The sequence below is a fragment of the Streptomyces sp. NPDC043878 genome (assembly GCF_056435735.1).
This window is the reverse complement of record NZ_JBWKDW010000002.1, coordinates 292,776-319,596: the sequence shown is the minus strand read 5'-3', so window position 1 is coordinate 319,596 and position 26,821 is coordinate 292,776. Positions and strand designations below refer to the sequence as shown.

The following is a 26,821-nucleotide window of genomic DNA, read 5'->3' as shown; positions in this document are numbered from 1 at the left end:
CTAGGACGTCACCAGCAGGACCTTGCCGATATGACCGCTCTCCTCCACGACCCGGTGCGCACCGGCCGCGTCGCTCATCGGGATCTCGCGGTCCACGACCGGCCGGACGTGGCCCGCCTCGATCAACGGCCAGACGTGCTCGCGCACGGCCGCCACGATGGTCGCCTTCTCGCCCAGCGGGCGGGCCCGCAGCGAGGTCGCGCTGATCGCGGCCCGCTTGCCCAGCAGCGCGGCGAGGTCCAGCTCGGCCTTGGCACCGCCCTGCATGCCGATGACGGCGAGCCGGCCGTTGACAGCGAGCGCCTGGACGTTGCGGTCCAGGTACTTGGCGCCCATGTTGTCGAGGATGACGTCGGCGCCGGCGCCGTCCGTGGCCTTCCTGAGCTCGGCGACGAAGTCCTGCTCCCGGTAGTTGACCAGGATCTCGGCGCCCAGCTCGGCGCAGCTGTCCAGCTTCTCCCGCGTGCCCGCCGTCACGGCGACCTTCGCGCCGACGGCCTTGCCGAGCTGGATCGCCATCGTGCCGATGCCACTGGAACCACCGTGCACGAGGAGCGTCTCGGCCGGACGCAGGTGGGCGATCATGAAGACGTTGGACCACACCGTGCAGGTCACCTCGGGCAGTGCCGCGGCCTGCCTGAGATCGACGCCCGTCGGCACGGGCAGCAGCTGACCGGTCGGAACGACGACCTTCTCGGCGTAGCCGCCGCCCGAGAGCAGGGCGCACACCTCCTCGCCGATCGACCAGCCGGAGACGCCGGGGCCGACTTCGGCGATCCGTCCCGAGCATTCGAGGCCGGGGTAGGGGGACGCGCCGGGCGGGGGGTTGTAGAAGCCCTGCCGCTGAAGGATGTCGGCCCTGTTCACGGCGCCGGCCACCACCTCGACCAGCACCTCGCCCTCGCCGGGCACCGGGTCCGGGACCTCCGCCCACACCAGCGCCTCGGGTCCGCCAGGTTCGGGAATCGTGATCGCATACATGGGAGGGACGCTACCCCTCGCTACCCATCGCACCCCAGGTCTGCCCCGCCGAGTCGCCGCAGTCACCTCCGTCGCCGTCGTGGGACGGACGCGCGGGCTGTGGGACTACGGACAGGACGTCAGTCCCTGCGCAGCGGGCGGACGTCGGGTGCGATCTGCGACCCCGGCGACGTCCGCACGATCGTGATGAGCCGGTCCGTCAGCTCCAGCGTGCCGACGACCGGATCGTCGTAACCGAGCACCCGGTGCCCGCGTACGACGCTGACCACCAGATCCTCGGTCTCCCGCGGCTTCCTGCCCACCTCGGCCTTTATGACGGGGCGTTCGACGATGTCCAGTCCGCTGCCCTGCTGGATGAGGTCCTCCATCACCATGCCGGCCGCCGGACTCAGCACGGACAGGCCGAGCAACCGGCCGGCCGCGCTGGCGCTGGTGATGACCGCGTCGGCGCCCGACTGTCTCAGCAGCGGGGCGTTCTCCTCCTCGCGCACCGCGGCCACGATCTTCGCGTTCCGGTTGAGCTGGCGGGCCGTCAGGGTCACCAGGACGGCGGTGTCGTCGCGCTGGGCCGCGATGACGACCTGCCGCGCCCGGTGCACCTCGGCCCGCTTGAGCACCTCGCCGCGCGTCGCGTCCCCGACCACACCCGCATAGCCCTCGGCGGAGGCCTGGTCGATCGCCTTGACGCTGAGGTCGACCACCACGACCTGCTCCTTCCGCAGTCCCGTCGCACAGACGGTCTGGATCGCGGAGCGCCCCTTCGTGCCGAAGCCGACGACGACGGTGTGGTCGCGCAAGGTGGACCTCCAGCGATTGAGCCGCCATTCCTCACGGGTGCGTTCCGTGAGGACCTCGAGGGTGGTGCCGACGAGGACGATCAGGAACAGCACCCGCAGGGGTGTGATGACGAAGATGTTGGTGAGCCGGGCGGCATCGCTGACGGGCGTGATGTCGCCGTATCCGGTGGTCGAGAGCGTGACCGTCGCGTAGTAGAAGGCGTCGAGGAGGTCGACCGAGCCGTCCGAGGTGTCGTTGTAGCCGTCGTGGTCGGCATAGACGATCAGCGCGGTCACGACGAGCACGAACAGTGCCAGGGACAGCCGCTTGGCGACCTGCCCGTACGGATGCACCACCACTTTTCTCGGCAGTCTCACGCGATGGGTCACGACAGGTTCGTCCGCCTGGCCGGCGATCCCGTCATGGCCCGAACGTTTCACGTGAAACACACCCCGATTCCCGCGGCGGCCCAGGGCAGGTCGAGCAGTTCGGTCTCCTGTCCCGCCCGGGCCCCACCCGGCGGTACGACGGCGAGGGCATCGGCCGCGGCGATGCCACGGAGCATGGCGGGGCCGTTGTAGTGCAGCGGCGCCGCCCGGTCACCGCGCAGCACCACGGGGATCAGCCGCGTGTCGTACGGATGCCCGTGCACGCCGTCCTGGAGGGGCAGCGTGTACGGCTCCGGGGCGGGGCGTGCCGCGAGCGTCCGCAGCAACGGCTCGGCCAGGGTGAGCAGCCCGGAGACGGCCGCCAGGGGGTTGCCCGGCAGGCCGACGAGATGCTGGTCCTCCTTGGTGCGGGCCAGCAGCATCGGGTGCCCCGGTCGCACCGCGACGCCGTCCACCAGGAGTTCGGCGCCGATGCGGTTCAGGGTGGGGTGGACGTGGTCGACCGGACCGGACGCGGTGCCACCGGTGGTGACGATCAGGTCGGCCCGGGACGACGTGACCGCCTTGTGCAGCGCCTTGGCGTCGTCGCCGAGCCTGCGGACGGCTGTGACCTCGGCGCCGAGCGCGCGCAGCCAGGGCGGGAGGAGCGGGCCGAGGGCGTCGCGGATCAGACCGTCGTGCGGCAGCCCCTCGGTGAGCAACTCGTCGCCGAGGACGAGGACGTCGACCCGGGGGCGGGGGACCGCGGTGAGGGTGTCGTATCCGGCGGCGGCGGCCAGACCGAGCACGGCGGGGGTCACGAGGGCGCCGACGGGGAGGAGCTGGTCGCCGCTACGGCATTCCTGGCCGCGCGGGCGGATGTCCTGGCCGTGCTGCGGTTCACGGGTCGCGTGCAGCCGGCCCCGGTCGTCGGCGCGACCGTGCTCACTGCGGAGCACTGCGGTGGTGTCGAGGGGGATGCGGGCGCCGGTGGCGATACGGGCGGCCTCGCCGTCGGTGAGGGGTGCCGGCTGGGCGTGCCCGGCCAGGACGCCTTCGTCGCGTACGTCCCAGGGGCCGGGGCCCGACACCGCCCAGCCGTCCATCGCGGAGGTGTCGAAGGAGGGCAGGTCGGTGAGCGCGGTCAGGGGGGCGGCCAGGCTGAGTCCGAGGGCACCGTCGAGGGGCACGGAGACGGGCTGGCGGCGGGCACCCGGCGTGCCGGGACGGGCTCCGGCCCGTTCGGCGATGACTCTGGCCCGGGGCCAGGGGGTGGCCTTGTGTGTCTGCTCGCGGGCGGGGGCTTGGGCGGCTTCGGGGCGCCTTCCCGACCGGTGGCCATCCTGCGGGGCGGACGCGGGCGCGGGCACCTGGTCGCCGGGCGGGCGGCCGTCGCCGGCGGAGGCGCGGCCGTTGTCGCCGGAGGCGCGGCCGGTGTCGGCAGAGGCGCGGCCGGTGTCGGCAGAGGCGCGGCCGGTGTCTTCCTTCACGAGGGCGAGCGCCTCCTCGACGTCGAGGTCGTCGGGTTCGAGGCGTCCCGCGTTTCCGTCGACCCGGGTGCCGCGGGCGGTCATCCGGCGTCCGGACCGGTACCGGGGGTGGCGTCGGGGGCCGCGTCCGTCTTGGCCTCGCCGGCCTCGTCCGCCCAGCGCAGGGCGAGGGCGGCGGCCCTGCGGGACACCTCGGCGACGGCCTCGGGGCCTCCTCCGGCCCGCGCGGCGGCGTAGCCGACGAGGAACGTGGTCAGCGGTGCCGCGGGCCGGGCCACGCCGTGCGCGGCGTCGCGGGCCAGATCGAGCAGCGCGCCGGTGTCGACGTCGAGGTCGATGCCGAGTTCGTCCTTGACTGCGGAAATCCATTCATCCAACACGTGCCCATGCTCCCTGATGCGTGCCCTGGCGGTGGCGATGTCGTCCCAGGTGTCGCAGTCGAAGGACGCGACGGGGTCGGGGACGCGGGTGAGGTCGAGCCGCGCGATCAGCCGGCGCAAGGGCAGCCCACTCAGACCACCGCCGGCGGGGGAACGCACGGTGGGCGGGGCGTCGGTGAGCGGGACGTCGGCCGGTAGGGCTCCGGTGGCCGGGGCGTCTGTGACCGGGGTGTCTGTGACCGGGACTCCCGTGGCTGTGGCGTCGGTGGCCGGGGCGTCTGTGGCTCCGGCTCCGGCGAGGGTGGCCAGTTCACGGCGCAGCGCCTGGGTGCGGTAGGCGGCCACCAGGGGCTGGTCGCGGCCGTCGGCGTCGGTGAGCAGCACACCCTCGGCGCCACTCGTCCGGAGCACGGCCAGCAGCCGCCGTACGGTCCGTTCGGCGAGGAACGGGAGGTCGGCGGAGACCACCACGACCTGCTCCGCGGTGGTGTGCCGCAGCCCGGCGTCGAGCGCGGCCAGCGGGCCGCCGCCGGGCGGGTCCTCGCGGGCCCAGGTCACCGGCCGCGCGGTCGGCCGGGGGTCGGCTACGACGGTGACGGTACGTGCCCCGGCGCAGGCGGCCAGGACCCGGTCGAGCAGCGCGCGCCCGCCCACACGCACACCGGGTTTGTCCGCGCCGCCGAGCCGCCGGGCGGCGCCCCCGGCGAGCACGACGGCATCGTGGACTTCGGCGTCCGGTGCTCCGGCACCGGGGATGCCGGGGCCGGGAGCGTCGGCGTCGGGGGCGGCGGAGGGCTCGTGCGCTGTCACCCCCCGAGTATGCGTCCCGGCCTGATCACAGGGAACGCGCGGGAGCCGCCGTGGTCACAGGGTGCGCAGCAGGACCGCCGGCTCTTCCACGCAGTCCGCCACGTACCGCAGGAAACCCCCCGCCGTACCGCCGTCGCACACCCGGTGGTCGAAGGTGAGCGAGAGCTGGACGACCTGCCGGACCGCCAGCTCGCCCTCGTGCACCCAGGGTTTGGGGACTATCCGGCCGACGCCGAGCATGGCCGCCTCGGGGTGGTTGATGATCGGCGTCGATCCGTCGACCCCGAACACGCCGTAGTTGTTCAACGTGAAGGTGCCACCGGTGAGTTCCGCGGGGGTCAGCCTCCCCGCCCGGGCTGCCTCGGTCAGCCGGGCGAACTCCGCGCCGAGCGACTCGGCGGACCGGGCGTGCGCGTCCCGGACGACGGGTACGACGAGCCCGCGCTCGGTCTGCGCGGCGAACCCGAGGTGCACCGCGTCGAGTCGGACGATCTCCCGGGCCTCCATGTCGACCGTCGAGTTGAGCTCGGGGAACCGGGCCAGCGCGGCGGTACAGATCCGCGCCAGCAGGGCCAGGAGGGAGACCTTCGGTCCGCCGGCCGCGTTCATCGCCTTACGCGCCCGCATGAGCTCGGTGGCGTCGGCGTCGACCCAGCAGGTCGCGTCCGGGATCTCCCGGCGACTGCGGGAGAGCTTGTCGGCCACGGCCCCGCGGACACCCTTGAGGGGGACACGGGTGCCGGTGCCGGAAGCGACACCGTTGCCGGACACGGAGCCGGAGCCGGGAACGAAGGCCGGTGCGGGCTGCACAGGCCCGGAGGGCGCGGGGGCGGTCACGGGCTCCGTCACCGTGCCCGGGCCGGCGGCCGCACGCAGCGCGTACTCCACGTCGGCCCGCAGGATCAGCCCGTCGGGGCCGGAACCGGTCAGTTCCCTGAGGTCCAGGCCGTTCTCCCGCGCGAGCCTGCGCACCAGCGGCGAGATCACGGGCACCGGCCCGTCCACCGTCCTGGTGACACCCTCCGCGGGGGCGCCGGGGATGCCGGTGGGGTGGGCGGCGGGGATCTCTACGCCCGGACCCGTGGTCCCGGACGGGAGGGCGCTCCCGTTCGCCTTCGCAGCGCGCGAGGGCGCGGGTGCGGGCGTGCCGGGTGCGCCGGGTGCGCCGGGTGCGCCGGAGACCGTCGGCGCCGGCCGGACCCGGCGCCTGCGCGCGGGTGCCTCGGAGGTGCCGTATCCCACCAGCACGTTGCCCGAGCCCTCGGTCGGGCCGCCGGCGGGCGGTGCGCCGACCGCCACGGTGATCAGCGGTGCCCCGACGGGCAGTTCCGTGCCCTCCTCGCCGAAGCGGGCGGTGACGACACCGCCGTAGGGGCAGGGCACCTCGACCATCGCCTTGGCGGTCTCGACCTCGACGACCGGCTGGTCGACCGCGACGAGGTCGCCGACCTCGACCAGCCAGCGGACGATCTCCGCCTCGGTGAGGCCCTCCCCGAGGTCGGGGAGCCTGAACTCCAGGCTGTGCATGTCGGAAGCGTGCGCCATCAGCTCTCGGCCTCCCACTGCAGGCGCCCCACGGCGTCCAGGACGCGGTCCACACCGGGCAGGTGGTGACGCTCCAGCATCGGCGGCGGGTAGGGGATGTCGAACCCGGCCACGCGCAGCACCGGCGCCTCCAGATGGTGGAAGCAGCGCTCGGTGACGCGGGCCGCGATCTCCCCGCCGGGGCCACCGAAGCCACCCGACTCGTGCACGACGACCGCGCGTCCGGTCCGCCGGACCGAGGCGCAGACCGTCTCGTCGTCGAACGGCACCAGGGAGCGCAGGTCGACGACCTCGAGGTCCCAGCCCTCCTCGCGCGCTGCCTCGGCGGCTTCGAGGCAGACGGGGACCGACGGGCCGTAGGTGATGAGCGTGGCGCTCCGGCCGGAGCGCCGCACCACCGCGCGGCCTATCGGCTCGACGGCCTGCGGCTCCTCGGGGTTCCAGGAGTCCTTCGACCAGTACAGGCGCTTGGGCTCCAGGAAGACGACCGGGTCGTCGGAGGCGATGGCGTCGCGCAGCAGCCCGTAGGCGTCGGCGACGGTGGCGGGTGTCACGACGTGGAGGCCCGGGGTCGCCATGTAGTAGGCCTCGGACGAGTCGCTGTGGTGCTCGACCCCGCCGATGCCGCCGCCGTAGGGCACGCGGATGGTCAGCGGCAGGGGCATCGCCCCGCGGGTGCGGTTGCGCATCCGGGACACGTGCGAGATCAACTGCTCGAACGCCGGGTAGGCGAAGGCGTCGAACTGCATCTCGACGACCGGCCTGAGCCCGTACATCGCCATGCCGACGGCGGTGCCGAGGATGCCCGCCTCGGCCAGCGGGGTGTCGGTGCAGCGGTCCTCGCCGAACTCCTTCACGAGCCCGTCGGTGACCCGGAAGACACCGCCGAGGGCGCCGACGTCCTCACCCATGACATGGACGGTCGGGTCGGCGGCCATCGCGTCGCGCATCGCGCGCGTGAGGGCCTGCGCCATGGTGGCCGGCTTGAGGGCGACGGTCGTCATCGGCGCGTCTCCTCCTGTTCCGCGTCGAGCTCTGCCCGCAACTGGGCCTCCTGCTCACGCAGCTGGGGCGTGGGCCGGGCGTACACGTGGGCGAAGAGGTCCATGGGGTCGAGCGCCGGGTCCTGGTTCATGCGGGCGCGCAGGTCGGCCGCCATGGTCTCGGCGGCGTCGCGGGCGGCCCGGATGCCGTCCTCGTCGATGAGACCGCGCTCGGTCAGTTCGTGCTCCAGCAGGACGATGGGGTCGTGCTCGCGCCAGGCGGCCACCTCGGTGTCGCCTCGGTAGCGCGTCGCGTCGTCGGCGTTGGTGTGGGCGTCCACGCGGTAGGTGATCGCCTCGACGAGCGTGGGCCCGCCTCCTGCGCGCGCGTGCCGGACGGCGTCGGAGAGGACCTCGTGCACGGCGGCCGCGTCGTTGCCGTCGACCAGGCGGCCGGGCATGCCGTAGCCGACGGCCTTGTGGGCCAGCGACGGTGCCGCGGTCTGCTTGGCGAGCGGGACGGAGATCGCGAAGCCGTTGTTCTGGACCAGGAAGACGACCGGGGCCTGCCAGACGGCGGCGAAGTTCAGTGCCTCGTGGAAGTCGCCCTCGCTGGTGCCGCCGTCGCCGACCATGGCCAGCGCGACCACGTCGTCGCCCTTGAGGCGGGCGGCGTGCGCGAGGCCGACGGCGTGCGGAAGCTGGGTGGCGAGGGGGGTGCAGAGCGGTGCGATGCGGTGTTCGCGCGGGTCGTAGCCGGTGTGCCAGTCGCCGCGCAGCAGGGTGAGTGCCTGGACCGGGTCGAGACCGCGGGCGACGGCGGCGAGCGTGTCGCGGTAACTGGGGAACAGCCAGTCGCGGTCCTCCAGGACGAGCGCGGCGGCGACCTCGCAGGCCTCCTGGCCGGTGCTGGAGGGGTAGACGGCGAGCCGGCCCTGCTTGGTGAGGGCGGTGGCCTGGGCGTTGTAACGGCGGCCGCGCACCAATTCGGTGTGCAGCCGGCGCAGCAGGGCCGGGTCGGCCTGGGCGGCCGCGTCGGTGCCGAGGACGCGGTACGGCTCCGCGTCGGGCAACAGCGGCGCGGGGTCGGTACGGGGCTGCCAGGCGGGCGGCGGCGCCGGGCGGTACGCGCCGCGCTGCTCCATGACCGTCATGACGGCACCTCCTCGTGGGAGCGGCTTCGGACGCGTCACGGGTGTGACGCGCCTCACCTACCGATTGTTCGGTCGTCGGCACATTTTGGCTACAGGCACCTTCAGGCTGTGGACAAACGGTTCTCCACAGCCTCAGATGGACGCAGTACGTCCATGGTAGGGAGGCGGGGGGACATGGCACCTGAACAAATGGCCGAAGGCGCGGAGAGCGGCACCACGCCGCCACCCCCGCCGCCCCCGCGGCCGCTGGACGCCATAGACCAGGACATCCTGCAGATGCTCCAGGCGGACGGCCGCGCCTCGATACGGTCGGTCGCCGAACGGGTGCACGTCTCGCGCGCCAACGCCTACGCGCGTATCAACCGACTCGTCGAGGACGGTGTGATCCGCGGCTTCGGCGCCCGCGTAGACCACGAACGGGCGGGTCACGGGACGTCGGCGTACATCACCCTGAAGATCGTCCAGAACTCCTGGCGCACCGTGCGCGAGGCGCTCAGACAGCTTCCCGGCGCCTCCCACATCGCGCTGGTCGGCGGCGACTTCGACGTGCTGCTCCTGGTGCACACGCCCGACAACAGGGCGCTGCGCGAACTGGTCCTCACCCGGCTCCAGGCGATGCCCGAGGTGCTGAGCACGCGCACCCTGCTGGTCTTCGAGGAGGAGGACCTGGAACCGCAGGGCTGAGGCCCCCGGATCAGGGCTGCCGGCGCAGCCCGGAGAACACCAGCCGCGCCACCGCGTCGGCCACCTCGCGCTCGGCCGCGCCCCGGCCGTCAGGCCGGTACCACTCGACGATCGAGTTGATCATTCCGAAGACGAGCCGGGTGGCGAGCCGCACCTCCACGTCACCGCGCACCTCCCCGTCGGCGGCGGCCGCCCGCAGCAGCGCGGCGACCCGGTGGTCGAAGTCGCGGCGCCGCTCCAGCGCCCACCGTTCGGTGTCCGTGTTGCCGCGCACCCGCAGCAGCAGCGTCACGTACGGCAGTTCCGCCATCAGCACCTCGACCATGCGCCGCACGACGTACTCCAGGCGCTCCACGGCACGCCCCGCGCGCGCGTGCTCCTCGTCGAGGATCCCGAAGAGGCCGTCCAGGGCCCGGCTGACGGCGCGGCGCAGCAGCTCCTCCTTGCCCGCCACGTGGTGGTAGATCGAGGACTTGGAGATGCCGGCCGCCTTGGAGAGGTGCTCCATGGAGGTGCCGTCGTAGCCGCGCTCGATGAAGACCTGCACGGCGACGGACAGAAGCGTCTCCGGGGTGTACGTGTCGCGCTTGGCGGTGGTCATGAGCTGCTGCCTTCCCGCTTGTCGCTGGCGTACCGGTGACGGTAGAGCGCGAGGGACGGCGCGTAGCGGCCCGAGGGCTCGCGCAGGTGCAGGTCGTCCAGGAGGTCGTAGGCCCATTCCCTGCCGAGTCTGCGGCTCCACTCGAAGGGGCCGAGCGGGTAGTTCACGCCCTGGCGCATCGCGGTGTCGACATCCTCCTCGGTCGCCACGCCCTTGGCGACGGCGTCGTGCGCGAGGTCGATGATCCGGGCGACCGTGCGGGCGACGATCATGCCGGGGACGTCCCCGATGACGCTGACCTTCTTGCCGAGGGCCTGGAACAGGCCGATGGCCTCGGCGAGGGTCTGCGGGGCGGTGTCCTGGGAGGCGGACAGGGCGATACGGGTGGCCCTGCGGTAGTCGAGCGCCAGGTCGAAGTAGACGACGTCGCGGAACTCCACGGAGGTCTGGCCGTCGGCGAGCGCCAGCTGCCCGCCGCTGGGCAGGACCAGCCGCGTCCCGTGGTCCTCGTCCTCCGTGCGCACCGGGATGCCCGCCTCGCCGATCAGCGTGACGAGTTCGGAGGCGGGGCCCAGATCGCCCTCGGCGACCACGTAGGCGGGCGGCCGGGAGTCCTCCGCGGTGTGCGGCTCGGAGCGCTCGGCGCCGTCTCCGTGGTCGTACCAGCCCTGTCCGGTCTTGCGGCCCAGCCGGCCCGCCTCGACGAGCCGCTGCTGGGCCAACGAGGGCGTGAAACGGACGTCCTGGAAGAAGGACCGCCACACGGAGTGCGTGACGGACTCGTTGACGTCCTGGCCGATGAGGTCGGTCAGCTCGAAGGCGCCCATCCGGAAGCCGCCCGACTCGCGCAGCACCGCGTCGATGGTGGCCGGGTCGGCGCCCTGGGCCTCGTACACCGCGAACGCCTCGGCGTAGAAGGGGCGCGCGATGCGGTTGACGATGAAGCCGGGAGTGTCGGCGCAGGCGACCGGGGTCTTGCCCCAGGCGCGCGCCATCCCGTACGCGCGCGTGGCCGAGGTGACGTCGGTGGCGAACCCGGAGACCACCTCGACGAGCGGCAGCAGCGGGGCGGGGTTGAAGAAGTGCAGGCCGACGAAGCGGCCGGGGTTGCGCAGCGCCCCGCCGATCGCCGTCACGGACAGGGAGGAGGTGTTGGTGGCGAGCAGGCAGTCCTCGCCGACGACGCCTTCCAGCTCCCTGAACAGCTCCTGCTTGACGTCCAGCCGCTCCAGGACGGCTTCGACGACCAGCGCGCAGTCCGCGAGGTCGGCGATGTGGTCGGCGGGCAGCAGCCGGGCCCGAGCGGCGTCCCGGGCGGAGGCGGCGAGCCGCTCCTTCTCGACGAGCCGGTCGAGACGGGCGCCGATCGCCGCGGCCGCTTCCCGGGCACGCCCGGGGACGGCGTCGTACAGCCGTACGCGATGGCCCGCGACCAGCGCGACCTGGGCGATGCCCTGACCCATGGTGCCGGTGCCGACGACGGCCACGGGGCTGCTGAGGTCGAGTCCTGTCATGTGCGCGATCCTCCCGCACGGGGATTTCCACAGATGCGGCGGTCCCCCTTGTCCCGACCGATCGTTCGGTTACTCTAACCCTGTCCGACTGTTCCCGCCCAGGTCATGAGCTCAAGGAAGAGTTCTTGAAACGAGGAGTTGGTCCCTGATGGCCGCCGAACTCACCGCGCACCAGCTGATCGCCCAGCACCGGCCCACCCTCGACCAGGCGCTGGAAGCGATCCGCACGCGCGCGTACTGGTCCCCGCACCCCGAGCACCCCAAGGCCTACGGCGAGAACGGCAGCCTGGACATGGCGGCGGGCAAGGCAGCCTTCGACGCCCTCCTCGGCACCCGCCTCGACCTGGACCAGCCCGGCACCGACGACTGGACGGGCGGCGAGATCTCCCCGTACGGCCTCGAACTGGGCGTGAGCTACCCGCACGCGGACATCGACGTGCTGCTGCCCGCGATGAGGGCCGGGCAGCGCGCCTGGCGCGACGCCGGCGCGGAGACGCGCGCGATGGTATGTCTGGAGATCCTCAAGCGGATCAGCGACCGGACGCACGAGTTCGCGCACGCGGTCATGCACACCAGCGGCCAGGCCTTCATGATGGCGTTCCAGGCGGGCGGCCCGCACGCGCAGGACCGCGGCCTGGAGGCGGTTGCCTACGCGTACGTGGAGCAGGTCCGCACCCCCGACACCGCGGAGTGGACCAAGCCCCAGGGCAAGCGCGACCCGCTCGCCCTCACCAAGCAGTTCACGCCGGTCCCGCGCGGCATCGCGCTGCTCATCGGCTGCAACACCTTCCCGACGTGGAACGGCTACCCGGGACTGTTCGCGTCCCTGGCGACCGGCAACGCCGTCCTGGTGAAGCCCCACCCGCGCGCGGTGCTGCCGCTCGCGCTGACCGTGCGGGTCGCGCGCGAGGTGCTCGCCGAGACCGGCTTCGACCCCAACCTGGTGGCCCTGGCCACCGAACGGCCCGGCGAGGGCATCGCCAAGACGCTGGCCACCCGCCCCGAGATCAAGATCATCGACTACACCGGCTCGACCGCGTTCGGCGACTGGCTGGAGGCCAACGCCCGTCAGGCGCAGGTCTACACGGAGAAGGCCGGCGTCAACTCGGTCCTCGTGCACTCGGCCGGCGACTACAAGGGCATGCTGTCCAACCTCGCCTTCTCGCTCTCGCTGTACAGCGGCCAGATGTGCACCACCCCGCAGAACCTGCTCATCCCCCGGGACGGCATCCGCACCGACGAGGGCCCCAAGTCGTACGACGAGGTCGTGGCCGACCTCGCCCGCGCGGTCGACGGCCTCCTCGGCGACGACGCGCGCGCGAACGCCCTGCTCGGCGCCATCGTCAACCCGGACGTGAAGGCCCGTCTTGAGGCCGCGGCCGGCCTCGGCGAGGTCGCCCTCGCCTCACGGGAGATCGCCAACCCCGAGTTCCCGGGCGCGGTCGTGCGCTCGCCCGTGATCGTCAAGCTCGACGGCGCCAAGCCGGACGACGAGGCCGCCTACATGAGCGAGTGCTTCGGGCCGGTCTCCTTCGCCGTCGCCGTCGACTCGGCGGCGGACGCGGTCGGACTGCTGCGGCGGACCGTCCGCGAGAAGGGCGCGATGACGGTCGGCGCGTACACCACCGACGAGGAGGTCGAGGCCGAGGTGCGCGAGGTCTGCCTGGAGGAGGCCGCCCAGCTCTCGCTGAACCTCACCGGCGGGGTCTACGTCAACCAGACGGCCGCGTTCTCCGACTTCCACGGCTCGGGCGGCAACCCGGCGGCCAACGCGGCCCTGTGCGACGGCGCGTTCGTGGCCAACCGCTTCCGCGTGGTCGAGGTGCGCCGGGAGAACTAGGGTCCGTCTCCCGGCTCAAGCCGTGGGGGCGCCCCCGGTGGCGCTCCAGTGGTACAGCGTCATGGCCACACTGGTCGCGAGGTTGTAGCTGGAGACCTGGGGACGCATCGGCAGCGACACCAGGTGGTCGGCCCGCGCGCGCAGCGCGGCGGAGAGCCCGCCGCGCTCCGAGCCGAAGGCCAGCACCGCGTCGTCCGGCAGTTTCATCCCGCGGATGTCCTGGCCTTCCGGGTCGAGGGCGAACACCGGCCCGGGCGGCACTTCGTTGACGGTGAGCCGTTCCACGGCGGTCGCGTAGTGCAGCCCGGCGCCGCCGCGCACCACCGTGGGATGCCAGGGGTCGAGGGTTCCGGTGGTGACCACGCCGGTCGCCCCGAAGCCGGCCGCCAGCCGGATCACGGCTCCCGCGTTGCCCAGGTTGCGCGGCTGGTCGAGGACCACGACGGGCGCCCGGCGGGGCACGCGCGCGAGCCGCTCCAGGTTGGCCTCGCGCGCGGGACGTACGGCCAGGGCTGCCACCGCGGTCGGGTGCGGTCGCGGCACCAGGGAGATGTACGTCGCCTCGGGCACCTCGGTCAGCAGCCCGGCCAGCGTCTCCCGTACGTCCGGGGCCAGTTCGTCGGCGAGGGCCAGCGCGGCCGCCCGGTCGCCGGTGACCGCCACCGGGATCTCGGCCCCGAAACGCGCCGCGTGCTTGAGGGCGTGGAAGCCGTCGAGCAGCACGCAGGAGCCGGCGAGCCGGTGCCAGAGACTGACGGAAGCGAGGACGGGGTCGGGGGCCGGTTCGGTCATGTCGTGAAGCCTACGTGCGACTCCTCGGCGCCCTCGGGCGCGCTGCGCGGCCCGGGCAGTGCCGTACGGCGTCGCCGCGTCGCCGTCCGCGCACGCGCGCGTGCCGCCCACTCGCCCAGCCGGCGCAGCACGGACGTCGGGAGGAACACGGCGTCTGCGGCGATCATCGCCAGCGAGAAGAACGGCAGCCCGAGCACCACGGCGATCACGGAGTGCTCCATGATCATGGCTGCCAGCAGGACGTTCTTCACCCGCCGGTTGAACAGCGTGAACGGGAAGGCGACCTGCACGAGGACGGTCCCGTAGGTCACCAGCATCACCATCGTGCCGCTGGACGACAACAGGTCGGCGAGGGCGGGCCAGGGGGAGAAGGAGTCGAGGTGCAGGGGGTAGTAGACGGCCGTGCCGTCCTGCCAGCGCGATCCCTGGATCTTGTACCAGCCTGCCGTCGCGTAGATCAGACACGCCTCGGCCATGATCACGAGCAGGGCGCCGTTGTGCACGACGTTGGCGACGACGTCGAGCAGGATCCTCGGCTGGGCGGTCCTCGCGCGGTGCCCGACCACCCACCACACGGCGGACGCGAGCCACACGGTCCACAGCAGCAGCGGCACGAACAGGTCGCCGTCGAAGAGCCACCCGGCGCTGGTCACCGTGACCAGCGTCGCGCCGAGTACCCCCCACAGGGCCGGACCCGTCCGGTCCACGACCCACTCCCCGCGCCCGCGTGCCTCCCGCGTCCGCCGGACCCGCCGTGCGTCCAGCGACCAGACCTGGGCGCAACGCGTGAACACGAGGTAGATGCACATCAGGTGCAGGACGTTGTCGCCGCCGTCCCCCATGAAGACGCTGCGGTTCTGCAGCGACAACACGCCGACCATGAAGAGCACGGACAGCGCGCGCGTGCGCCAGCCCAGCAGCAGCAGGACGCCCGACAGCACGGCGAGCGCGTAGACCAGCTCGAACCACACCGGGGAATCCGACCAGATCAGTGCCGTGAAGGCGCCGTTGTTCGCGATCAGCTGCTGGGCGAGGCCCCAGCTCCACGGTCCGTCGGGGCCGTACAGCTCCTGGCGGTGGGGGTATTCGCGCAGCAGGAACAGCAGCCAGGTGGCGCTGAAGCCGATACGGACCACGGCCGTCTGGTAGGGGCCGAGGGCGGACTCGGTGGCGCGGGCGATGCCGCGGGAGACCGACAGAGCGAACCGGTTCACCGCACGCCTCCCGCTGCTTCGCCGTCCGGGACGGACCACCAGGACAGCTCGCGGTACACCGGGTTGTCCGGGACCTGCTCCTTGCTCCACTTCGGCGGGCGCACGTTGGTGGTGCGGGAGCGAGCCTGCACCCGCTCGATGACTCCGTCCGGCCCGGCCGCGCCCGAGCGGTCCAGACGCAGCACCAGGATGCGGCGCAGATACGTCTCCGACAGGGAGCCGCGCACGTTCGTGGCCCGGTTCCGGCCGTCGTGCGTGGAGACGAAGAAGTCCCAGGCCCGGCGCAGCTCGTTCTGCTCCGTGTGGCTCGGCAGCAGGTTGCCGTCGACGGCCCGGCCGTCCTGGGCGGACAGGTCGTACCAGCGGGTCGTCCGCGTCCCGCCGTCCGCGGTGCCGACCTGGGCGCGGACCTGCACCGCGATGTTCTGCTGGAGCGGATTGGGGGCGAACAGCATCCAGTTCTGCTCGAACTCGGGATTGATCCAGTCGTAGACGACCTTGCCGTGCTGCTTCGTCAGCGTGTTCGACGGGGCGACGTGCAGGAAGACCATGCCGACGTGGACACAGACAGCGATCGCGACGACCGCGAGGGTCAGCGCCACGGCGATCTGGTAGCGGAGGGACAGAGCGGCGACGCTGGTGCGCGGCCCGTCGTGGGGGGGCGGGTGATGCGGGGGTGCGTCGTGCGGGGGCCCGTTGTGCGGGTCCGGTGCCGTCGGTTCGGCGGGTGCCGTCGGTTCGGCCTGTGCCGGCCGTTCAGCCGGCGCCGTCGGTTCAGCGGGTGCTCTCGGCTCGCGGGGGGCGTTCGAGCCTCCGTCGTACGCGTCCATTCCGCCCCGTTCCCCGATCCCGGTCCGCCCACGGCCGCCTTGCCGCGCCGCACCACCGCTCACACCGCACCCACGGTGCTCGCACGGAACGGTACTCAGGCGCGCCCGCCGGGCACAGCCCCCGCCGCGACCGCCTCACCGTGACCGCCGCCACCCGCCGCCGCCAGTCGGTTGTCCACAGGCGCCGCCCGGAGGTTATCCACAACGGTTGACACCTTACGGCGCCCGTCACACCATGGAATCGCACGAACCGAACGATCGGTCGGGAGCATTCCGGCAGAGACCAGGTCGAGGGGACCTCATGGCGACAGCAGCCGCGCACCAGACGGCCCACACACCGGCGGACGACCCACAGGCGTACGTCCCGGAGGGCGGCGCGCCCGACAGTGACGCGTACGCACGCGCCTTCGACGCCGCCGTGGCCGCCGACGAGCGCATCGAGCCGCGCGACTGGATGCCCGACGCCTACCGGGCGACGCTGGTCCGCCAGATGGCACAGCACGCCCACTCCGAGATCATCGGCATGCAGCCGGAGGCCAACTGGATCACCCGCGCGCCCTCGCTGCGCCGCAAGGCGATCCTCATGGCCAAGGTCCAGGACGAGGCCGGCCACGGCCTGTACCTGTACAGCGCGGCCGAGACCCTCGGCACCGGCCGGGACGAACTCCTCGACAAGCTCCACACCGGCCGCCAGAAGTACTCCTCGATCTTCAACTACCCGACGCTGACCTGGGCGGACGTCGGTGCCATCGGCTGGCTGGTGGACGGCGCCGCGATCACCAACCAGGTCCCCCTGTGCCGCTGCTCCTACGGCCCCTACGCCCGCGCGATGGTCCGTATCTGCAAGGAGGAGTCCTTCCACCAGCGCCAGGGCTACGAACTGCTGCTGGCCCTCAGCCGCGGCACCGCCGAGCAGCACGCCATGGCGCAGGACGCGGTCGACCGCTGGTGGTGGCCGTCGCTGATGATGTTCGGCCCGCCCGACGAGGAGTCCGGGCACTCCGCGCAGTCGATGGCCTGGAAGATCAAGCGGCACTCCAACGACGAGTTGCGGCAGCGCTTCGTCGACATCTGTGTCCCCCAGGCCGAGTCCCTGGGCCTCACCCTGCCGGACCCGGACCTGAAGTGGAACGAGGAGCGCGGACACCACGACTTCGGTCCGATCGACTGGACGGAGTTCTGGGAGGTCCTCAAGGGCAACGGCCCGTGCAACGACCAGCGGATCAACCAGCGCAGGCAGGCCCACGAAGAGGGCGCCTGGGTGCGCGAGGCGGCCGTGTCCTACGCGGCCAAGCACACCGGCGAGACAGGAGCGACGCGAGCATGACGAACACCGACTGGCCCCTGTGGGAGGTCTTCGTGCGCTCGCGCCGCGGCCTCTCCCACACCCACGCCGGCAGCCTGCACGCGCCGGACGCGGAGTTCGCCCTGCGCAACGCCCGTGACCTGTACGCCCGGCGCGGCGAGGGCGTGTCGATCTGGGTCGTCCCGTCGTCGGCGGTCACGGCGTCCTCCCCGGACGAGAAGGACCCGTTCTTCGAGCCCTCCGCCGACAAGCCCTACCGGCACCCCACGTTCTACGAGATCCCGGAAGGGGTGAAGCACCTGTGACCACCACGGTTCCCGCCGTCCCCACCGCGGCCGCCCTCGCCCTCGGCGACGACGCACTGGTGCTGTCGCACCGCCTGGGAGAGTGGGCGGGCCACGCACCCGTCCTCGAGGAGGAGGTCGCCCTCGCCAACATCGCGCTGGACCTGCTGGGCCAGGCCCGGCTCCTGCTGTCGATGGCCGGCGACGAGGACGAACTGGCGTACCTGCGTGAGGAACGCGCCTTCCGCAACCTCCAGCTCGTCGAGCAGCCGAACGGCGACTTCGCCCACACGATCGCCCGCCAGCTCTACTTCTCCACCTACCAGCACCTCCTGTACGCCGAACTGGCCGCGTCGGACGGCCCGTTCGCGCCGCTCGCCGCGAAGGCCGTCAAGGAGGTCGCCTACCACCGCGACCACGCCGAGCAGTGGACCCTGCGGCTCGGCGACGGCACGGAGGTCAGCCACGAGCGGATGCGGCGGGCCTGCACGGCACTGTGGCGGTTCACCGGCGAGCTGTTCCGGCCGGTCGAGGGTCTGGGCGTCGACGGACAGCGGCTGGAGGCCGCCTGGCTCATCTCCGTCGGGGACGTGCTGCGGCGCGCCACGCTGACCGTCCCCGAGGGGCCGCGGTCGGGGGCGTGGGCCGCGGGCGCCGGCCGCGAGGGCCTGCACACCGAGTCCTTCGGGCGGATGCTCGCCGAGATGCAGCACCTGCACCGCAGCCACCCGGGGGCGTCATGGTGACGCTCACCCCGCTGGAGGCGGAACTCCTGGAGGTCGCCGGTTCGGTGCCCGATCCCGAACTGCCGGTACTCACCCTGCACGAGCTGGGCGTGGTGCGCGCGGTGCACGTCCGGGGCGCGGACTCCGTCGAGGTCGAGCTGACCCCGACATACACCGGCTGCCCGGCCGTGGAGGCCATGTCACTGGACATCGAGCGGGTCCTGCACGACCACGGAATGCGCGAGGTCACCGTCCGCACGGTGCTCACACCCGCCTGGTCGACCGACGACATCTCGCCCGAAGGGCTGCGCAAACTGCGCGAGTTCGGCATCGCCCCGCCGCGCAGGCACCTGCCGTCCGAACCGGTCGTCCTCCGGCTGGGACCGACCCGCATGACCGCCGGCGCCGAACCGGACCCGATCCGCTGCCCGCACTGCGGATCGGCCGACACCGAGCTGCTCAGCCGTTTCTCCTCCACGGCCTGCAAGGCGCTGCGGCGGTGCCTGTCGTGCCGTGAACCGTTCGACCACTTCAAGGAGTTGTGATGGCCCGCTTCCACGCGCTCCCGGTGGCCGCGGTCGACCGCCTCACCGAGGACTCCGTCGCCGTCACCCTCACGGTGCCGCCGGCCCTGCGCGAGGAGTTCCGGCACGCACCCGGCCAGCACCTGACCCTGCGGCGCACTGCCGACGGCACCGAGACCCGGCGCACGTACTCGATCTGCTCGCAGGCGCCGGCCCCGGACGGAGAAGGACCGCGCACCCTGCGCGTCGGGGTGCGGCTGGTCGAGGGCGGCACCTTCTCGACGTACGCCTTCAAGGAGATCAACGTCGGCGACGAGCTGGAGGTGATGACCCCGGCCGGCCGCTTCACACTGGAGCCGTCGCCCGGCCTGTACGCCGCGGTGGTGGGCGGCAGCGGCATCACCCCGGTGCTGTCGATCGTCTCGACCTTGCTGGCGCGCGAGCCGGCGGCCCGGTTCTGTCTGATACGCGCCGACCGGACGTCCGCCTCGACGATGTTCCTGGAGGAGGTCGCCGACCTCAAGGACCGCTACCCGCAGCGGCTCCAGGTGGTGACCATGCTCTCCCGCGAGGAGCAGCAGGCGGGGCTCCCGTCCGGGCGCCTGGACCGCGAGCGGCTGACCGCGCTGCTGCCGGCGCTGCTGCCGGTCGAGCGGGTGGCGGGATGGTTCCTGTGCGGGCCCTACGGACTCGTACAGGGGGCCGAACAGGCGCTGCGCGGACTGGGGGTGGCGCGCTCGCGCGTCCACGAGGAGATCTTCCACGTCGACGCGGGCACCACCACCGCACCGGTCCGCCCGGCCCCCGCGCACAGCACGGTGACGGCCCGGCTCGACGGACGCGGCGGGAGCTGGCCCGTCCAGGCCGGCGAATCCCTCCTGGAGACAGTGCTGCGCAACCGGCCCGACGCGCCTTACGCCTGCAAGGGCGGGGTGTGCGGTACCTGTCGGGCCTTCCTGGTCACCGGCGAGGTACGCATGGACCGCAACTTCGCCCTGGAGACGGAGGAGACGGAGGCGGGGTACGTACTGGCGTGCCAGTCGCATCCGGTGACGGAGAAGGTGGAACTGGACTTCGACCGCTGAGGACCTACCACCACGACCGGCCCGGCCGCCACCACGACCGGCCCGGCCGCCACGACGGCCATCGCCCCGCCGCCCGCGAGCCCCGCCCGTCTGCTCCGTCCCGTTCCCTTCTTGTAGAACCTGTTCTATCTTGACGCACCGTCAGACCAGCGGGTCGGGCCGGGATCGCGCCGGTCCGGCCGGCGGCCGGTGTGCGCGTGGGAGGGCAGGGATCGTGGACTTCACCTTCAGCGAGGAGCAGCAGGCGGCGGCCGAGGCGGCCCGGGGGGTGTTCACCGGTGTGGCACCGGACGGGGTCCCCAGCCCCGCCCTCACCCCGGGGGCCGTCGCCGACGACTTCGACCGTGCCCTGTGGGCCAGGCTCGCCGAGGCGGACCTGCTGAGCCTTCTGCTGGACGCCGAGTACGGCGGGGCGGGGCTGGACGCCGTCGCGCTGTGCCTGGTGCTGAGCGAGTCGGCGAAGGTGTTGGCGCGGGTGCCGCTGCTGGAGAGCAGCGCCGCCGCAGCGGCCGTCCAGACCTACGGAGGACCGGAGTTGAAGTCCGCTCTGCTGGCGCGGGCGGGCCGCGGAGAGGTCGTGCTGACCGTCGCCGCGAGCGGCCGGACCGGTCACGACCCGGCCGAACTCGCCGTGACCGCCCGGCGGGACGGCGACGCACGGGACGCGATCACCACGGGGCAGGGACGGGAGAACGGCGGCGGCGCCCGGGACGGCGAGGGCACCGGATGGATCCTCGACGGGGTGCAGACGGCGGTGCCGTGGGCGTACAACGCCGACTTCGTTCTCGTGCCCGCCCACACGGCCGACGACCGCACGGTGCTCGCCCTGGTGCCCCGTGTCCACGAGGGGGTCGCGCTCGCCGAGCAGATCTCCACCACCGGCGAACGGCTCGGTGAACTGCGCCTGGAGTCGGCGCGGATCGCGGCGCGGGACGTCATCGACGCCGAGGGCGCCTGGGAGTGGCTGCGCGAACTTCTGACCACCGGAACCTGTGCGCTGGCGCTCGGCCTCGGCCGGCGGGTGCTGCGGATGACCGGCGACTACACCAGCAAGCGCGAACAGTTCGGGCATCCGGTGGCCACTTTCCAGGCGGTCGCCGTACAGGCCGCCGACCGATACATCGATCTGCGCGCGATGGAGGCCACGCTGTGGCAGGCCGCGTGGCGCATCGGTTCGGGGGCGCAGGGGGCGCTGCCCGCCTCGGAGGACGTCGCGGTCGCCAAGATCTGGGCGTCGGAGGGGGTACGGCGGATCGTGCAGACCGCTCAGCACCTGCACGGCGGCTTCGGCGCCGACGTGGACTACTCCCTGCACCGGTACCACGCCTGGGCCAAGCACCTTGAGCTGTCGCTCGGTCCGGCGTCCGCGCACGAGGAAGCCCTGGGCGACCTGCTGGCGGCCCATGCACCGGCCTGAGCGCTCGTCCACGAGGCCGCCTCCGCGAGGCCGCCTTCCGAGGCCACCTCCGCGAGGCCGTTCTTCCGAGGCCGCTGCGCGAGCCTTCCGAGGCCGCCTTCCGAGCCGCGAAGCCGCTCCGACGCCGCCCGCAAGATCAGCCGGGTCACCGAGTTCCCGGAGGACCGGAGGACCGGATGCCTTGGCGGCGTCGGCCTCAAAAGACCCCGGACGACCTAGAGGACGAACCCCGGCTGTCCCTCGTCGGTGACCACGGGACGCCCGGCGGCTGCCCACACCTGCATGCCGCCGTCGACGTTCACGGCGTCCAGGCCCTGCTGGACGAGGTACGTCGTGACCTGGGCCGAGCGGCCGCCGGACCGGCAGATCACGTTGATCGTGCCGTCCTGCGGGGCGGCCTCGGTCAGCTCGCCGTACCGGGCGACGAACTCACTGATGGGAATGTGCAGTGCCCCTTCGGCGTGACCGGCCCGCCACTCGTCGTCCTCGCGGACGTCCAGCAGGAAGTCGCCGTCCTTGAGGTCCGTGACCTCGACCGTGGGCACACCAGCTCCGAAATGCATGCCCCCGACGCTACCGGACCCACCCGCGCCCCGACCCGGCCACCCGAAGGACGACGGCACCCCCGCCGGCCCGCGCTACTTGCCCTGTTCGCCGTGTTCGCCCTGCCCGCTCGGTTCGTCCGGTCCGTGCTGCCCGTGCAGTTCGCTGTCGCGCTGCCCGTGCAGTTCGCTGTCGCGCATCGAGGCGAGTTCCGCCTCACGTTCGGAGACCTGGGCGAGGAGCTGCTCGGCGATCTCCTCCAGCAGCCGGTCGGGGTCGTCCGGCGCCAGGCGCAGCATCCCGCCGATCGCGCTCTCCTCCAGCTCCCGCGCGACATGGGCGAGGAGTTCCTTGCGCTGGGCGAGCCACTCGAGGCGGGCGTAGAGCTCCTCGGCGGGGGTCGGGGGCGGCTCCTTGGGCACGGGACCCGCCGCCCACTCCTCGGCCAGTTCCCTCAGCAGTGCCTCGTCGCCGCGGGCATAGGCGGCGTTGACCCGGGTGATGAACTCCTCGCGCCTGGCCTGCTCGGACCGGTCCTGCGCCAGGTCGGGGTGGGCCTTGCGCGCCAGCTCGCGGTAGAGCTTGCGGGCCTCGTCGCTGGGACGCACCCGCTGCGGGGGCCGGACCGGCTGGTCCGTGAGCATCGCGGCGGCCTCCGGGAAGAGGCCGTCCCCGTCCATCCAGCCGTTGAACAGTTCCTCGACGCCGGGCATGGGCATCACGCGGGCGCGCGCCTCGTCCGCCTTGCGCAGGTCCTCGGGGTCACCGGTGCGGGCGGCCCGGGCCTCGGCGATCTGCGCGTCCAGCTCGTCGAGGCGGGAGTACATCGGGCCGAGCCGCTGGTGGTGCAGGCGGGAGAAGTTCTCGACCTCGATGCGGAACGTCTCCACCGCGATCTCGTACTCGATCAGCGCCTGCTCGGCGGCCCGCACGGCGCGCTCCAGCCGCTCCTCGGGGCGGGGAGCGCCATCCTGCGGTGTCACCGGCGTTCCACCGGCGGCACCGTCCTGCTCAGTCTCCGGGCTCGTCACCCGACCAGCGTAGGCCACGCCCGGCCCGGCCGACCGTCGCTTCCACCACGGGCGGACGGCTCACGCACCGCCCGCCTCCACCGCCTGTCCCTTCCGGCCGTCCGTCACCGCTTCCCGCTGCCCCGCCCCTCAGACGCCCAGTTCCGCGGGGATCCGTCCCGAGCGCACCGCGGTCACGAGGTCCGCGTGGTCGGCCTCGGTCCGGTCGGCGTAGGAGACGGCGAAGGCGGCGATCGCCTCGTCGAGTTCCTCGCTCTTGCCGCAGTAGCCCGCGACGCGGCGCGGGTCGGCGCTGTGGGAGTGGGCGCGGGCCAGCAGGGCGCCGGTCATGCGGCCGTAGTCGTCCAGTTGGTCGGCGGCGAGGGCCGACGGGTCGACGCTGCCCTTGCGGTTGCGGAACTGCCGTACCTGGAAGGGGCGTCCGCCGACCGTCGTCCAGCCCAGCAGGATGTCGCTGACGACCTGCATGCGCTTCTGCCCGAGGACGACACGGCGGCCCTCGTGCGCCACCTCGGGCGTATCGAAGCCGGCGCCGGCCAGGTGCGGCAGCAGCGCGGAGGGGCGGGCCTCCTTCACCTGGAGGACGAGGGGCTCGTCCCGGTGGTCCAGGAGCAGCACGACGTACGACCGGGTGCCGACGCTGCCGGTGCCGACCACGCGGAAGGCGACGTCGTGCACGGCGTGCCGGGCCAGCAGGGGCAGGCGGTCCTCGGAGAGCGTGGTCAGGTACTCCGCGAGGGACGAGGCGACGGCCGCGGCCTCCGCGTCGGACACGCGCCGCAGGACCGGCTGGGCGTCGACGAAGCGGCGCCCGCCGTCCTCGGACGGTTCCGTCGACTTGGCCGCGAAGCGTCCGCTGGTGTTGGCGCGGGCCTTCTCCGAGACGCGCTCCAGCGTGCCGAGCAGGTCGTGGGCGTCGGTGTGGGAGACGAGTTCCTCGTCCGCGATGGCGTTCCACGCGTCGAGGACGGGGAGTTTGGCGAGCAGGCGCATGGTGCGGCGGTAGGCGCCCGCCGCGTCATGTGCCGCCTTGTGGCAGGTGTCCTCGTCGGCGCCCGCGGCGCGCCCGGCGAGCACGAGGGAGGCGGCGAGCCGCTTGAGGTCCCACTCCCAGGGGCCGTGGACCGTCTCGTCGAAGTCGTTCAGGTCGATGACCAGGCCGCCGCGGGCGTCGCCGTAGAGGCCGAAGTTCGCCGCGTGGGCGTCGCCGCAGATCTGGGCGCGGATCCTGGTCACGGGGGTGCGTGCCAGGTCGTAGGCCATCAGGCCCGCCGACCCGCGCAGGAAGGCGAAGGGCGTGGCCGCCATCCGTCCGACCCGGAGCGGGGTGAGTTCGGGCAGTCGGCCGTGACCGGACTCCTCCACCGCGCTCACCGCGTCGGGCCGGGCGGGGTCGGGTTCGAACGTGGCGTGCGCACCGCGCGGGATCTGTTCGCGCAGGGCCTTGCCCTCGCTCTTGGGCGACCCGCCGGCGGGCCACTCGGCGAAACCCCGCACCCGGGGAAGCCGCCGGGGCGCCGACTCCCCCGACTCCCGTGCCGCTTCCTCCGCATCGACCTGGCTCACGCCGACCGCCTCCCCCGTACCGCCCGCACGAACATCAACTCGTGCGAACCGTACAGCCGGTGGCCGAAACACGTCAGACCCTGTGGACAACTCCGCGACGGCTCGTGTGATTGTCCTCACCAGGTAATCCCGGTCACCCGCCCGGCGCCGCCCGGACCCCGGCCCGCAGAGCCCTCGTGCGATCCGGCTCGCCCCCCGGCCATCGGCCGAAACAGGCCCCCGGCCACCGGTCGGCACAGGCCCCCGGACACCTGACCCAGCAGGTCATGGCCGGACCGCCGCGCGGCAACGCGAAAGCCCCGCAGGTCCGAGACCTGCGGGGCTTTCAGCTGTGCGCGAGGGGGGAGTTGAACCCCCACGCCCTTTCGGGCACTGGAACCTGAATCCAGCGCGTCTGCCTATTCCGCCACCCGCGCATTGGGTGTGTTTTCCGGCTCCGACCCCTTGGGGGCGGCGCCTTCCGACAGCCAGAACATTAGCACGCTGGCAGCGGTGGGTTCACATCGCTTACGGCGGGGCAGCCGCCCACCAGCACCTTCGTCACCGGCCGCCCCCTCCCCGGGCGACCCGCCGGGCATCCGGCCACGTATCAACGTCGGCCGGTTCACGTATCAACCTCGTACCGGTACCGCTCGTCTCCCCTGGAGCAGGGCGGGGTCCACAGTCAGGTGCGGGACACTGGTCTGCGGCCGCCTCTACGATCCTTGGCAGGACCGGGGCCCCAAGGAGTTCGAAGACGAGCTCCGGCGGGAACGTCGTCAGGCGTCGACACCTGTCGACCGGGCCGACAGGGGGAACCAGCCGATTTACCGGCGCGTGGATACGATCAGTAAGCAGTATCGGCAGTACAAGGCAGGGCAGGGTCCGCTCAGCGGGCCGCAGGACGTCGGCGACTACGGAGGAGGTGCCCCATGGGAGTCCTGAAGAAATTCGAGCAGCGTCTCGAAGGTCTGGTCAACGGCACCTTCGCCAAGGTGTTCAAGTCCGAGGTGCAGCCCGTGGAGATCGCGGGAGCGCTCCAGCGGGAGTGCGACAACAACGCGACCATCTGGAACCGCGACCGGACCGTCGTCCCCAACGACTTCATCGTGGAGCTGAGCACGCCGGACTTCGAGCGGCTCAGCCCCTACTCCGGGCAGCTCGGCGACGAGCTCGCCGGCATGGTGCGCGACTACGCGAAGCAGCAGCGCTACACCTTCATGGGCCCCATCAAGGTCCACCTGGAGAAGGCCGACGACCTCGACACCGGTCTGTACCGGGTCCGCAGCCGTACGCTCGCGTCCTCCAGCAACCAGCAGGCGGCCCCCGGGCCCGCCGCGGCGAGCCCGGCCCCCGGCCGGCCCGGGGGCTACGGCTACCCGCCGGCCGCCGCTCCAGCCGGCGCCCCGCCCATGCCCGCCGCACCGCCGCCCGGCGGCCGTCCCGGCGCCGCGCCGCACGGCCAGCGGCCCGCCGCCGCGGTCCCCACAGGCACCCGCACCCGCCACTGGATCGAGATCAACGGCACCCGCCATCAGATCTCCCGCGCGACGCTGGTGCTGGGGCGCAGCACCGAGGCCGACGTGCGGATCGACGACCCCGGCGTCTCGCGCCGGCACTGTGAGATCCGGACCGGAACGCCCTCGACCATCCAGGATCTCGGGTCCACCAACGGCATCGTGGTGGACGGGCAGCACACCACCCGCGCTACGCTCCGCGACGGCTCGCGGATCGTCGTGGGCAGTACCACCATCATTTACCGGCAAGCCGAAGGGTGAAGCGGGGGCAATGTCAGAGCTGACCCTCACGGTCATGCGGCTGGGTTTTCTGGCCGTTCTGTGGCTGTTCGTGATCGTGGCCGTGCAGGTCATCCGCAGCGACCTGTTCGGAACGCGCGTCACTCAGCGCGGGTCGCGACGGGAATCCGGCCGGCCGCAGCAGCAGGCCGCCCGGCAACAGGCGGCGGCACCGCCGCCGCAGCGCCAACAGGCATCGGGCGGCCGCCAGCGCCGTAACGCGCCCACCAAGCTGGTCGTGACGGAGGGCACCCTCACCGGCACCACCGTCGCGCTGCAGGGCCAGACCATCACGCTGGGCCGGGCGCACGACAGCACGATCGTGCTGGACGACGACTACGCCTCCAGCCGCCATGCCAGGATCTACCCGGACCGCGACGGCCAGTGGATCGTCGAGGACCTGGGCTCCACCAACGGCACGTACCTCGACCGAACGCGGCTGACGACCCCCACGCCGATCGCGCCCGGCGCGCCGATCCGCATCGGCAAGACCGTCATCGAGCTGCGGAAGTAGTACTACGTCATGAATGAGTGCGAGCGGAGCGAGCACGCCGCGGAGGCCGGCACCCCGGGCCCCGGCGTGCTCCCGACCGGAGGGTGGG

The 26,821-nt window shown here is 72.7% G+C and carries 25 protein-coding genes and 1 tRNA gene; 10 read left to right on the top strand and 16 right to left on the bottom strand.

Going from position 1 to position 26,821, the window contains the following annotated elements; translation table 11 throughout:
- The 7 genes from AC07AZ_RS05170 to pdhA all read right to left on the bottom strand — a co-directional run bounded on the left by AC07AZ_RS05170 (position 1) and on the right by pdhA (position 8,488).
- The gene (locus tag AC07AZ_RS05170) at positions 1–981 is read right to left on the bottom strand and encodes an NAD(P)H-quinone oxidoreductase (RefSeq protein ID WP_478843945.1); all 981 of its coding nucleotides are present in this window, start codon (positions 979–981) and stop codon (positions 1–3) included.
- A 119-nt stretch (positions 982–1,100) separates the two neighbouring features.
- Positions 1,101–2,198 (bottom strand): potassium channel family protein, encoded by a 1,098-nt coding sequence (locus AC07AZ_RS05165; RefSeq protein WP_478843943.1) that lies wholly within the window; start codon positions 2,196–2,198, stop codon positions 1,101–1,103.
- Entirely contained in the window at positions 2,195–3,700 is a 1,506-nt protein-coding gene (locus AC07AZ_RS05160) for a molybdopterin molybdotransferase MoeA (RefSeq protein WP_478843941.1), read from the bottom strand. The genes AC07AZ_RS05165 and AC07AZ_RS05160 overlap by 4 nt, the downstream gene beginning before the upstream one ends.
- Entirely contained in the window at positions 3,697–4,806 is a 1,110-nt protein-coding gene (locus tag AC07AZ_RS05155) for an NTP transferase domain-containing protein (RefSeq protein ID WP_478843939.1), read from the bottom strand. The genes AC07AZ_RS05160 and AC07AZ_RS05155 overlap by 4 nt, the downstream gene beginning before the upstream one ends.
- A gap of 54 nt (positions 4,807–4,860) precedes the next feature.
- Positions 4,861–6,351 (bottom strand): dihydrolipoamide acetyltransferase family protein, encoded by a 1,491-nt coding sequence (locus tag AC07AZ_RS05150; RefSeq protein WP_478843937.1) that lies wholly within the window; start codon positions 6,349–6,351, stop codon positions 4,861–4,863.
- On the bottom strand, positions 6,351–7,355 hold the full coding sequence (locus AC07AZ_RS05145; RefSeq protein ID WP_478843935.1) for an alpha-ketoacid dehydrogenase subunit beta: 1,005 nt from the start codon (positions 7,353–7,355) through the stop codon (positions 6,351–6,353). The genes AC07AZ_RS05150 and AC07AZ_RS05145 overlap by 1 nt, the downstream gene beginning before the upstream one ends.
- Positions 7,352–8,488, bottom strand: coding sequence for a pyruvate dehydrogenase (acetyl-transferring) E1 component subunit alpha (gene pdhA, locus AC07AZ_RS05140; protein ID WP_478843933.1), 1,137 nt, complete (start codon positions 8,486–8,488; stop codon positions 7,352–7,354). Before pdhA ends, AC07AZ_RS05145 begins: the two co-directional genes overlap by 4 nt.
- A gap of 174 nt (positions 8,489–8,662) precedes the next feature.
- Here pdhA and AC07AZ_RS05135 point away from each other — a divergent pair, with 174 nt between their 5' ends.
- Positions 8,663–9,172, top strand: coding sequence for an Lrp/AsnC family transcriptional regulator (locus tag AC07AZ_RS05135; RefSeq protein ID WP_478843931.1), 510 nt, complete (start codon positions 8,663–8,665; stop codon positions 9,170–9,172).
- A gap of 10 nt (positions 9,173–9,182) precedes the next feature.
- On the opposite strand, the gene AC07AZ_RS05130 is transcribed toward AC07AZ_RS05135, so the two are convergent.
- Together AC07AZ_RS05130 and AC07AZ_RS05125 are read right to left on the bottom strand one after the other, a co-directional pair.
- Complete coding sequence (locus tag AC07AZ_RS05130) at positions 9,183–9,773, bottom strand: TetR/AcrR family transcriptional regulator (RefSeq protein ID WP_478843929.1); 591 nt, start codon at positions 9,771–9,773, stop codon at positions 9,183–9,185.
- Complete coding sequence (locus AC07AZ_RS05125) at positions 9,770–11,287, bottom strand: 3-hydroxyacyl-CoA dehydrogenase (RefSeq protein ID WP_478843927.1); 1,518 nt, start codon at positions 11,285–11,287, stop codon at positions 9,770–9,772. The genes AC07AZ_RS05130 and AC07AZ_RS05125 overlap by 4 nt, the downstream gene beginning before the upstream one ends.
- 148 nt (positions 11,288–11,435) lie before the next feature.
- Here AC07AZ_RS05125 and paaN point away from each other — a divergent pair, with 148 nt between their 5' ends.
- The gene (paaN, locus tag AC07AZ_RS05120; RefSeq protein ID WP_478843925.1) at positions 11,436–13,127 is read left to right on the top strand and encodes a phenylacetic acid degradation protein PaaN; all 1,692 of its coding nucleotides are present in this window, start codon (positions 11,436–11,438) and stop codon (positions 13,125–13,127) included.
- A gap of 15 nt (positions 13,128–13,142) precedes the next feature.
- Here the strand turns inward: paaN and AC07AZ_RS05115 are convergent, their stop codons facing one another.
- Genes AC07AZ_RS05115 through AC07AZ_RS05105 form a run of 3 tightly spaced genes read right to left on the bottom strand, consistent with a single transcriptional unit; the run spans position 13,143 to position 15,963 of the window.
- Positions 13,143–13,919 carry a TrmH family RNA methyltransferase gene (locus AC07AZ_RS05115; RefSeq protein ID WP_478843922.1) on the bottom strand — a complete coding sequence of 259 codons (777 nt, stop codon included), beginning with the start codon at positions 13,917–13,919 and terminating at the stop codon, positions 13,143–13,145.
- Complete coding sequence (locus AC07AZ_RS05110) at positions 13,916–15,133, bottom strand: HTTM domain-containing protein (RefSeq protein ID WP_478843920.1); 1,218 nt, start codon at positions 15,131–15,133, stop codon at positions 13,916–13,918. The genes AC07AZ_RS05115 and AC07AZ_RS05110 overlap by 4 nt, the downstream gene beginning before the upstream one ends.
- Positions 15,130–15,963 carry a DUF5819 family protein gene (locus AC07AZ_RS05105; RefSeq protein WP_478843918.1) on the bottom strand — a complete coding sequence of 278 codons (834 nt, stop codon included), beginning with the start codon at positions 15,961–15,963 and terminating at the stop codon, positions 15,130–15,132. The genes AC07AZ_RS05110 and AC07AZ_RS05105 overlap by 4 nt, the downstream gene beginning before the upstream one ends.
- A 301-nt stretch (positions 15,964–16,264) precedes the next feature.
- On the opposite strand from AC07AZ_RS05105, the gene paaA reads away from it, so the two are divergent.
- The 6 genes from paaA (at position 16,265) to AC07AZ_RS05075 (ending at position 21,304) form a co-directional block, all read left to right on the top strand.
- A complete protein-coding gene (paaA, locus tag AC07AZ_RS05100) occupies positions 16,265–17,290 on the top strand; it encodes a 1,2-phenylacetyl-CoA epoxidase subunit PaaA (protein WP_478843916.1) in 1,026 nt (341 codons plus the stop codon).
- Positions 17,287–17,574: a 1,2-phenylacetyl-CoA epoxidase subunit PaaB gene (paaB, locus tag AC07AZ_RS05095; protein WP_478843914.1), complete on the top strand. Its 288-nt coding sequence runs from the start codon at positions 17,287–17,289 to the stop codon at positions 17,572–17,574. The genes paaA and paaB overlap by 4 nt, the downstream gene beginning before the upstream one ends.
- Positions 17,571–18,299: a 1,2-phenylacetyl-CoA epoxidase subunit PaaC gene (gene paaC / locus AC07AZ_RS05090; protein WP_478843912.1), complete on the top strand. Its 729-nt coding sequence runs from the start codon at positions 17,571–17,573 to the stop codon at positions 18,297–18,299. Before paaB ends, paaC begins: the two co-directional genes overlap by 4 nt.
- Positions 18,293–18,823 carry a 1,2-phenylacetyl-CoA epoxidase subunit PaaD gene (gene paaD, locus AC07AZ_RS05085; protein WP_478843910.1) on the top strand — a complete coding sequence of 177 codons (531 nt, stop codon included), beginning with the start codon at positions 18,293–18,295 and terminating at the stop codon, positions 18,821–18,823. Before paaC ends, paaD begins: the two co-directional genes overlap by 7 nt.
- Complete coding sequence (locus AC07AZ_RS05080) at positions 18,823–19,887, top strand: 2Fe-2S iron-sulfur cluster-binding protein (RefSeq protein WP_478843908.1); 1,065 nt, start codon at positions 18,823–18,825, stop codon at positions 19,885–19,887. Before paaD ends, AC07AZ_RS05080 begins: the two co-directional genes overlap by 1 nt.
- Positions 19,888–20,101: 214 nt before the next feature.
- Positions 20,102–21,304, top strand: a complete 1,203-nt coding sequence (locus tag AC07AZ_RS05075) for an acyl-CoA dehydrogenase family protein (protein WP_478843906.1) — start codon at positions 20,102–20,104, stop codon at positions 21,302–21,304.
- Positions 21,305–21,519: 215 nt separating this feature from the next.
- Here AC07AZ_RS05075 and AC07AZ_RS05070 read toward each other — a convergent pair whose 3' ends face one another.
- The 4 genes from AC07AZ_RS05070 to AC07AZ_RS05055 form a co-directional block, all read right to left on the bottom strand.
- The gene (locus AC07AZ_RS05070; protein WP_478844177.1) at positions 21,520–21,849 is read right to left on the bottom strand and encodes a rhodanese-like domain-containing protein; all 330 of its coding nucleotides are present in this window, start codon (positions 21,847–21,849) and stop codon (positions 21,520–21,522) included.
- 93 nt (positions 21,850–21,942) lie between these two features.
- Positions 21,943–22,830, bottom strand: coding sequence for a J domain-containing protein (locus AC07AZ_RS05065; RefSeq protein ID WP_478843904.1), 888 nt, complete (start codon positions 22,828–22,830; stop codon positions 21,943–21,945).
- A 177-nt stretch (positions 22,831–23,007) separates the two neighbouring features.
- Entirely contained in the window at positions 23,008–24,444 is a 1,437-nt protein-coding gene (locus tag AC07AZ_RS05060) for a DUF2252 domain-containing protein (RefSeq protein WP_478843902.1), read from the bottom strand.
- Between the two features lie 332 nt (positions 24,445–24,776).
- Positions 24,777–24,860, bottom strand: a tRNA-Leu gene (locus tag AC07AZ_RS05055).
- Positions 24,861–25,355: 495 nt separating this feature from the next.
- Between AC07AZ_RS05055 and AC07AZ_RS05050 the strand changes: the two genes are divergently transcribed.
- Entirely contained in the window at positions 25,356–26,201 is an 846-nt protein-coding gene (locus tag AC07AZ_RS05050) for an FhaA domain-containing protein (RefSeq protein WP_478843900.1), read from the top strand.
- 10 nt (positions 26,202–26,211) lie between these two features.
- Positions 26,212–26,733 (top strand): FHA domain-containing protein FhaB/FipA, encoded by a 522-nt coding sequence (locus tag AC07AZ_RS05045; RefSeq protein ID WP_356031730.1) that lies wholly within the window; start codon positions 26,212–26,214, stop codon positions 26,731–26,733.
- Positions 26,734–26,821: the final 88 nt, after the last annotated feature.

What these genes read in the sequence shown, in the direction of transcription:
- AC07AZ_RS05160 (WP_478843941.1), bottom strand. Translation starts at nt 3,700, where the DNA reads ATGACCGCCCGCGGCACCCGGGTCGACGGAAACGCGGGACGCCTCGAA.
- AC07AZ_RS05045 (WP_356031730.1), top strand. Translation starts at nt 26,212, where the DNA reads ATGTCAGAGCTGACCCTCACGGTCATGCGGCTGGGTTTTCTGGCCGTT.
- AC07AZ_RS05135 (WP_478843931.1), top strand. Translation starts at nt 8,663, where the DNA reads ATGGCACCTGAACAAATGGCCGAAGGCGCGGAGAGCGGCACCACGCCG.
- AC07AZ_RS05050 (WP_478843900.1), top strand. Translation starts at nt 25,356, where the DNA reads ATGGGAGTCCTGAAGAAATTCGAGCAGCGTCTCGAAGGTCTGGTCAAC.
- paaB (WP_478843914.1), top strand. Translation starts at nt 17,287, where the DNA reads ATGACGAACACCGACTGGCCCCTGTGGGAGGTCTTCGTGCGCTCGCGC.
- paaA (WP_478843916.1), top strand. Translation starts at nt 16,265, where the DNA reads ATGGCGACAGCAGCCGCGCACCAGACGGCCCACACACCGGCGGACGAC.
- AC07AZ_RS05125 (WP_478843927.1), bottom strand. Translation starts at nt 11,287, where the DNA reads ATGACAGGACTCGACCTCAGCAGCCCCGTGGCCGTCGTCGGCACCGGC.
- AC07AZ_RS05115 (WP_478843922.1), bottom strand. Translation starts at nt 13,919, where the DNA reads ATGACCGAACCGGCCCCCGACCCCGTCCTCGCTTCCGTCAGTCTCTGG.
- paaD (WP_478843910.1), top strand. Translation starts at nt 18,293, where the DNA reads ATGGTGACGCTCACCCCGCTGGAGGCGGAACTCCTGGAGGTCGCCGGT.
- paaN (WP_478843925.1), top strand. Translation starts at nt 11,436, where the DNA reads ATGGCCGCCGAACTCACCGCGCACCAGCTGATCGCCCAGCACCGGCCC.
- AC07AZ_RS05150 (WP_478843937.1), bottom strand. Translation starts at nt 6,351, where the DNA reads ATGGCGCACGCTTCCGACATGCACAGCCTGGAGTTCAGGCTCCCCGAC.
- AC07AZ_RS05130 (WP_478843929.1), bottom strand. Translation starts at nt 9,773, where the DNA reads ATGACCACCGCCAAGCGCGACACGTACACCCCGGAGACGCTTCTGTCC.
- pdhA (WP_478843933.1), bottom strand. Translation starts at nt 8,488, where the DNA reads ATGACGGTCATGGAGCAGCGCGGCGCGTACCGCCCGGCGCCGCCGCCC.
- AC07AZ_RS05105 (WP_478843918.1), bottom strand. Translation starts at nt 15,963, where the DNA reads ATGGACGCGTACGACGGAGGCTCGAACGCCCCCCGCGAGCCGAGAGCA.
- AC07AZ_RS05080 (WP_478843908.1), top strand. Translation starts at nt 18,823, where the DNA reads ATGGCCCGCTTCCACGCGCTCCCGGTGGCCGCGGTCGACCGCCTCACC.
- AC07AZ_RS05170 (WP_478843945.1), bottom strand. Translation starts at nt 981, where the DNA reads ATGTATGCGATCACGATTCCCGAACCTGGCGGACCCGAGGCGCTGGTG.
- AC07AZ_RS05145 (WP_478843935.1), bottom strand. Translation starts at nt 7,355, where the DNA reads ATGACGACCGTCGCCCTCAAGCCGGCCACCATGGCGCAGGCCCTCACG.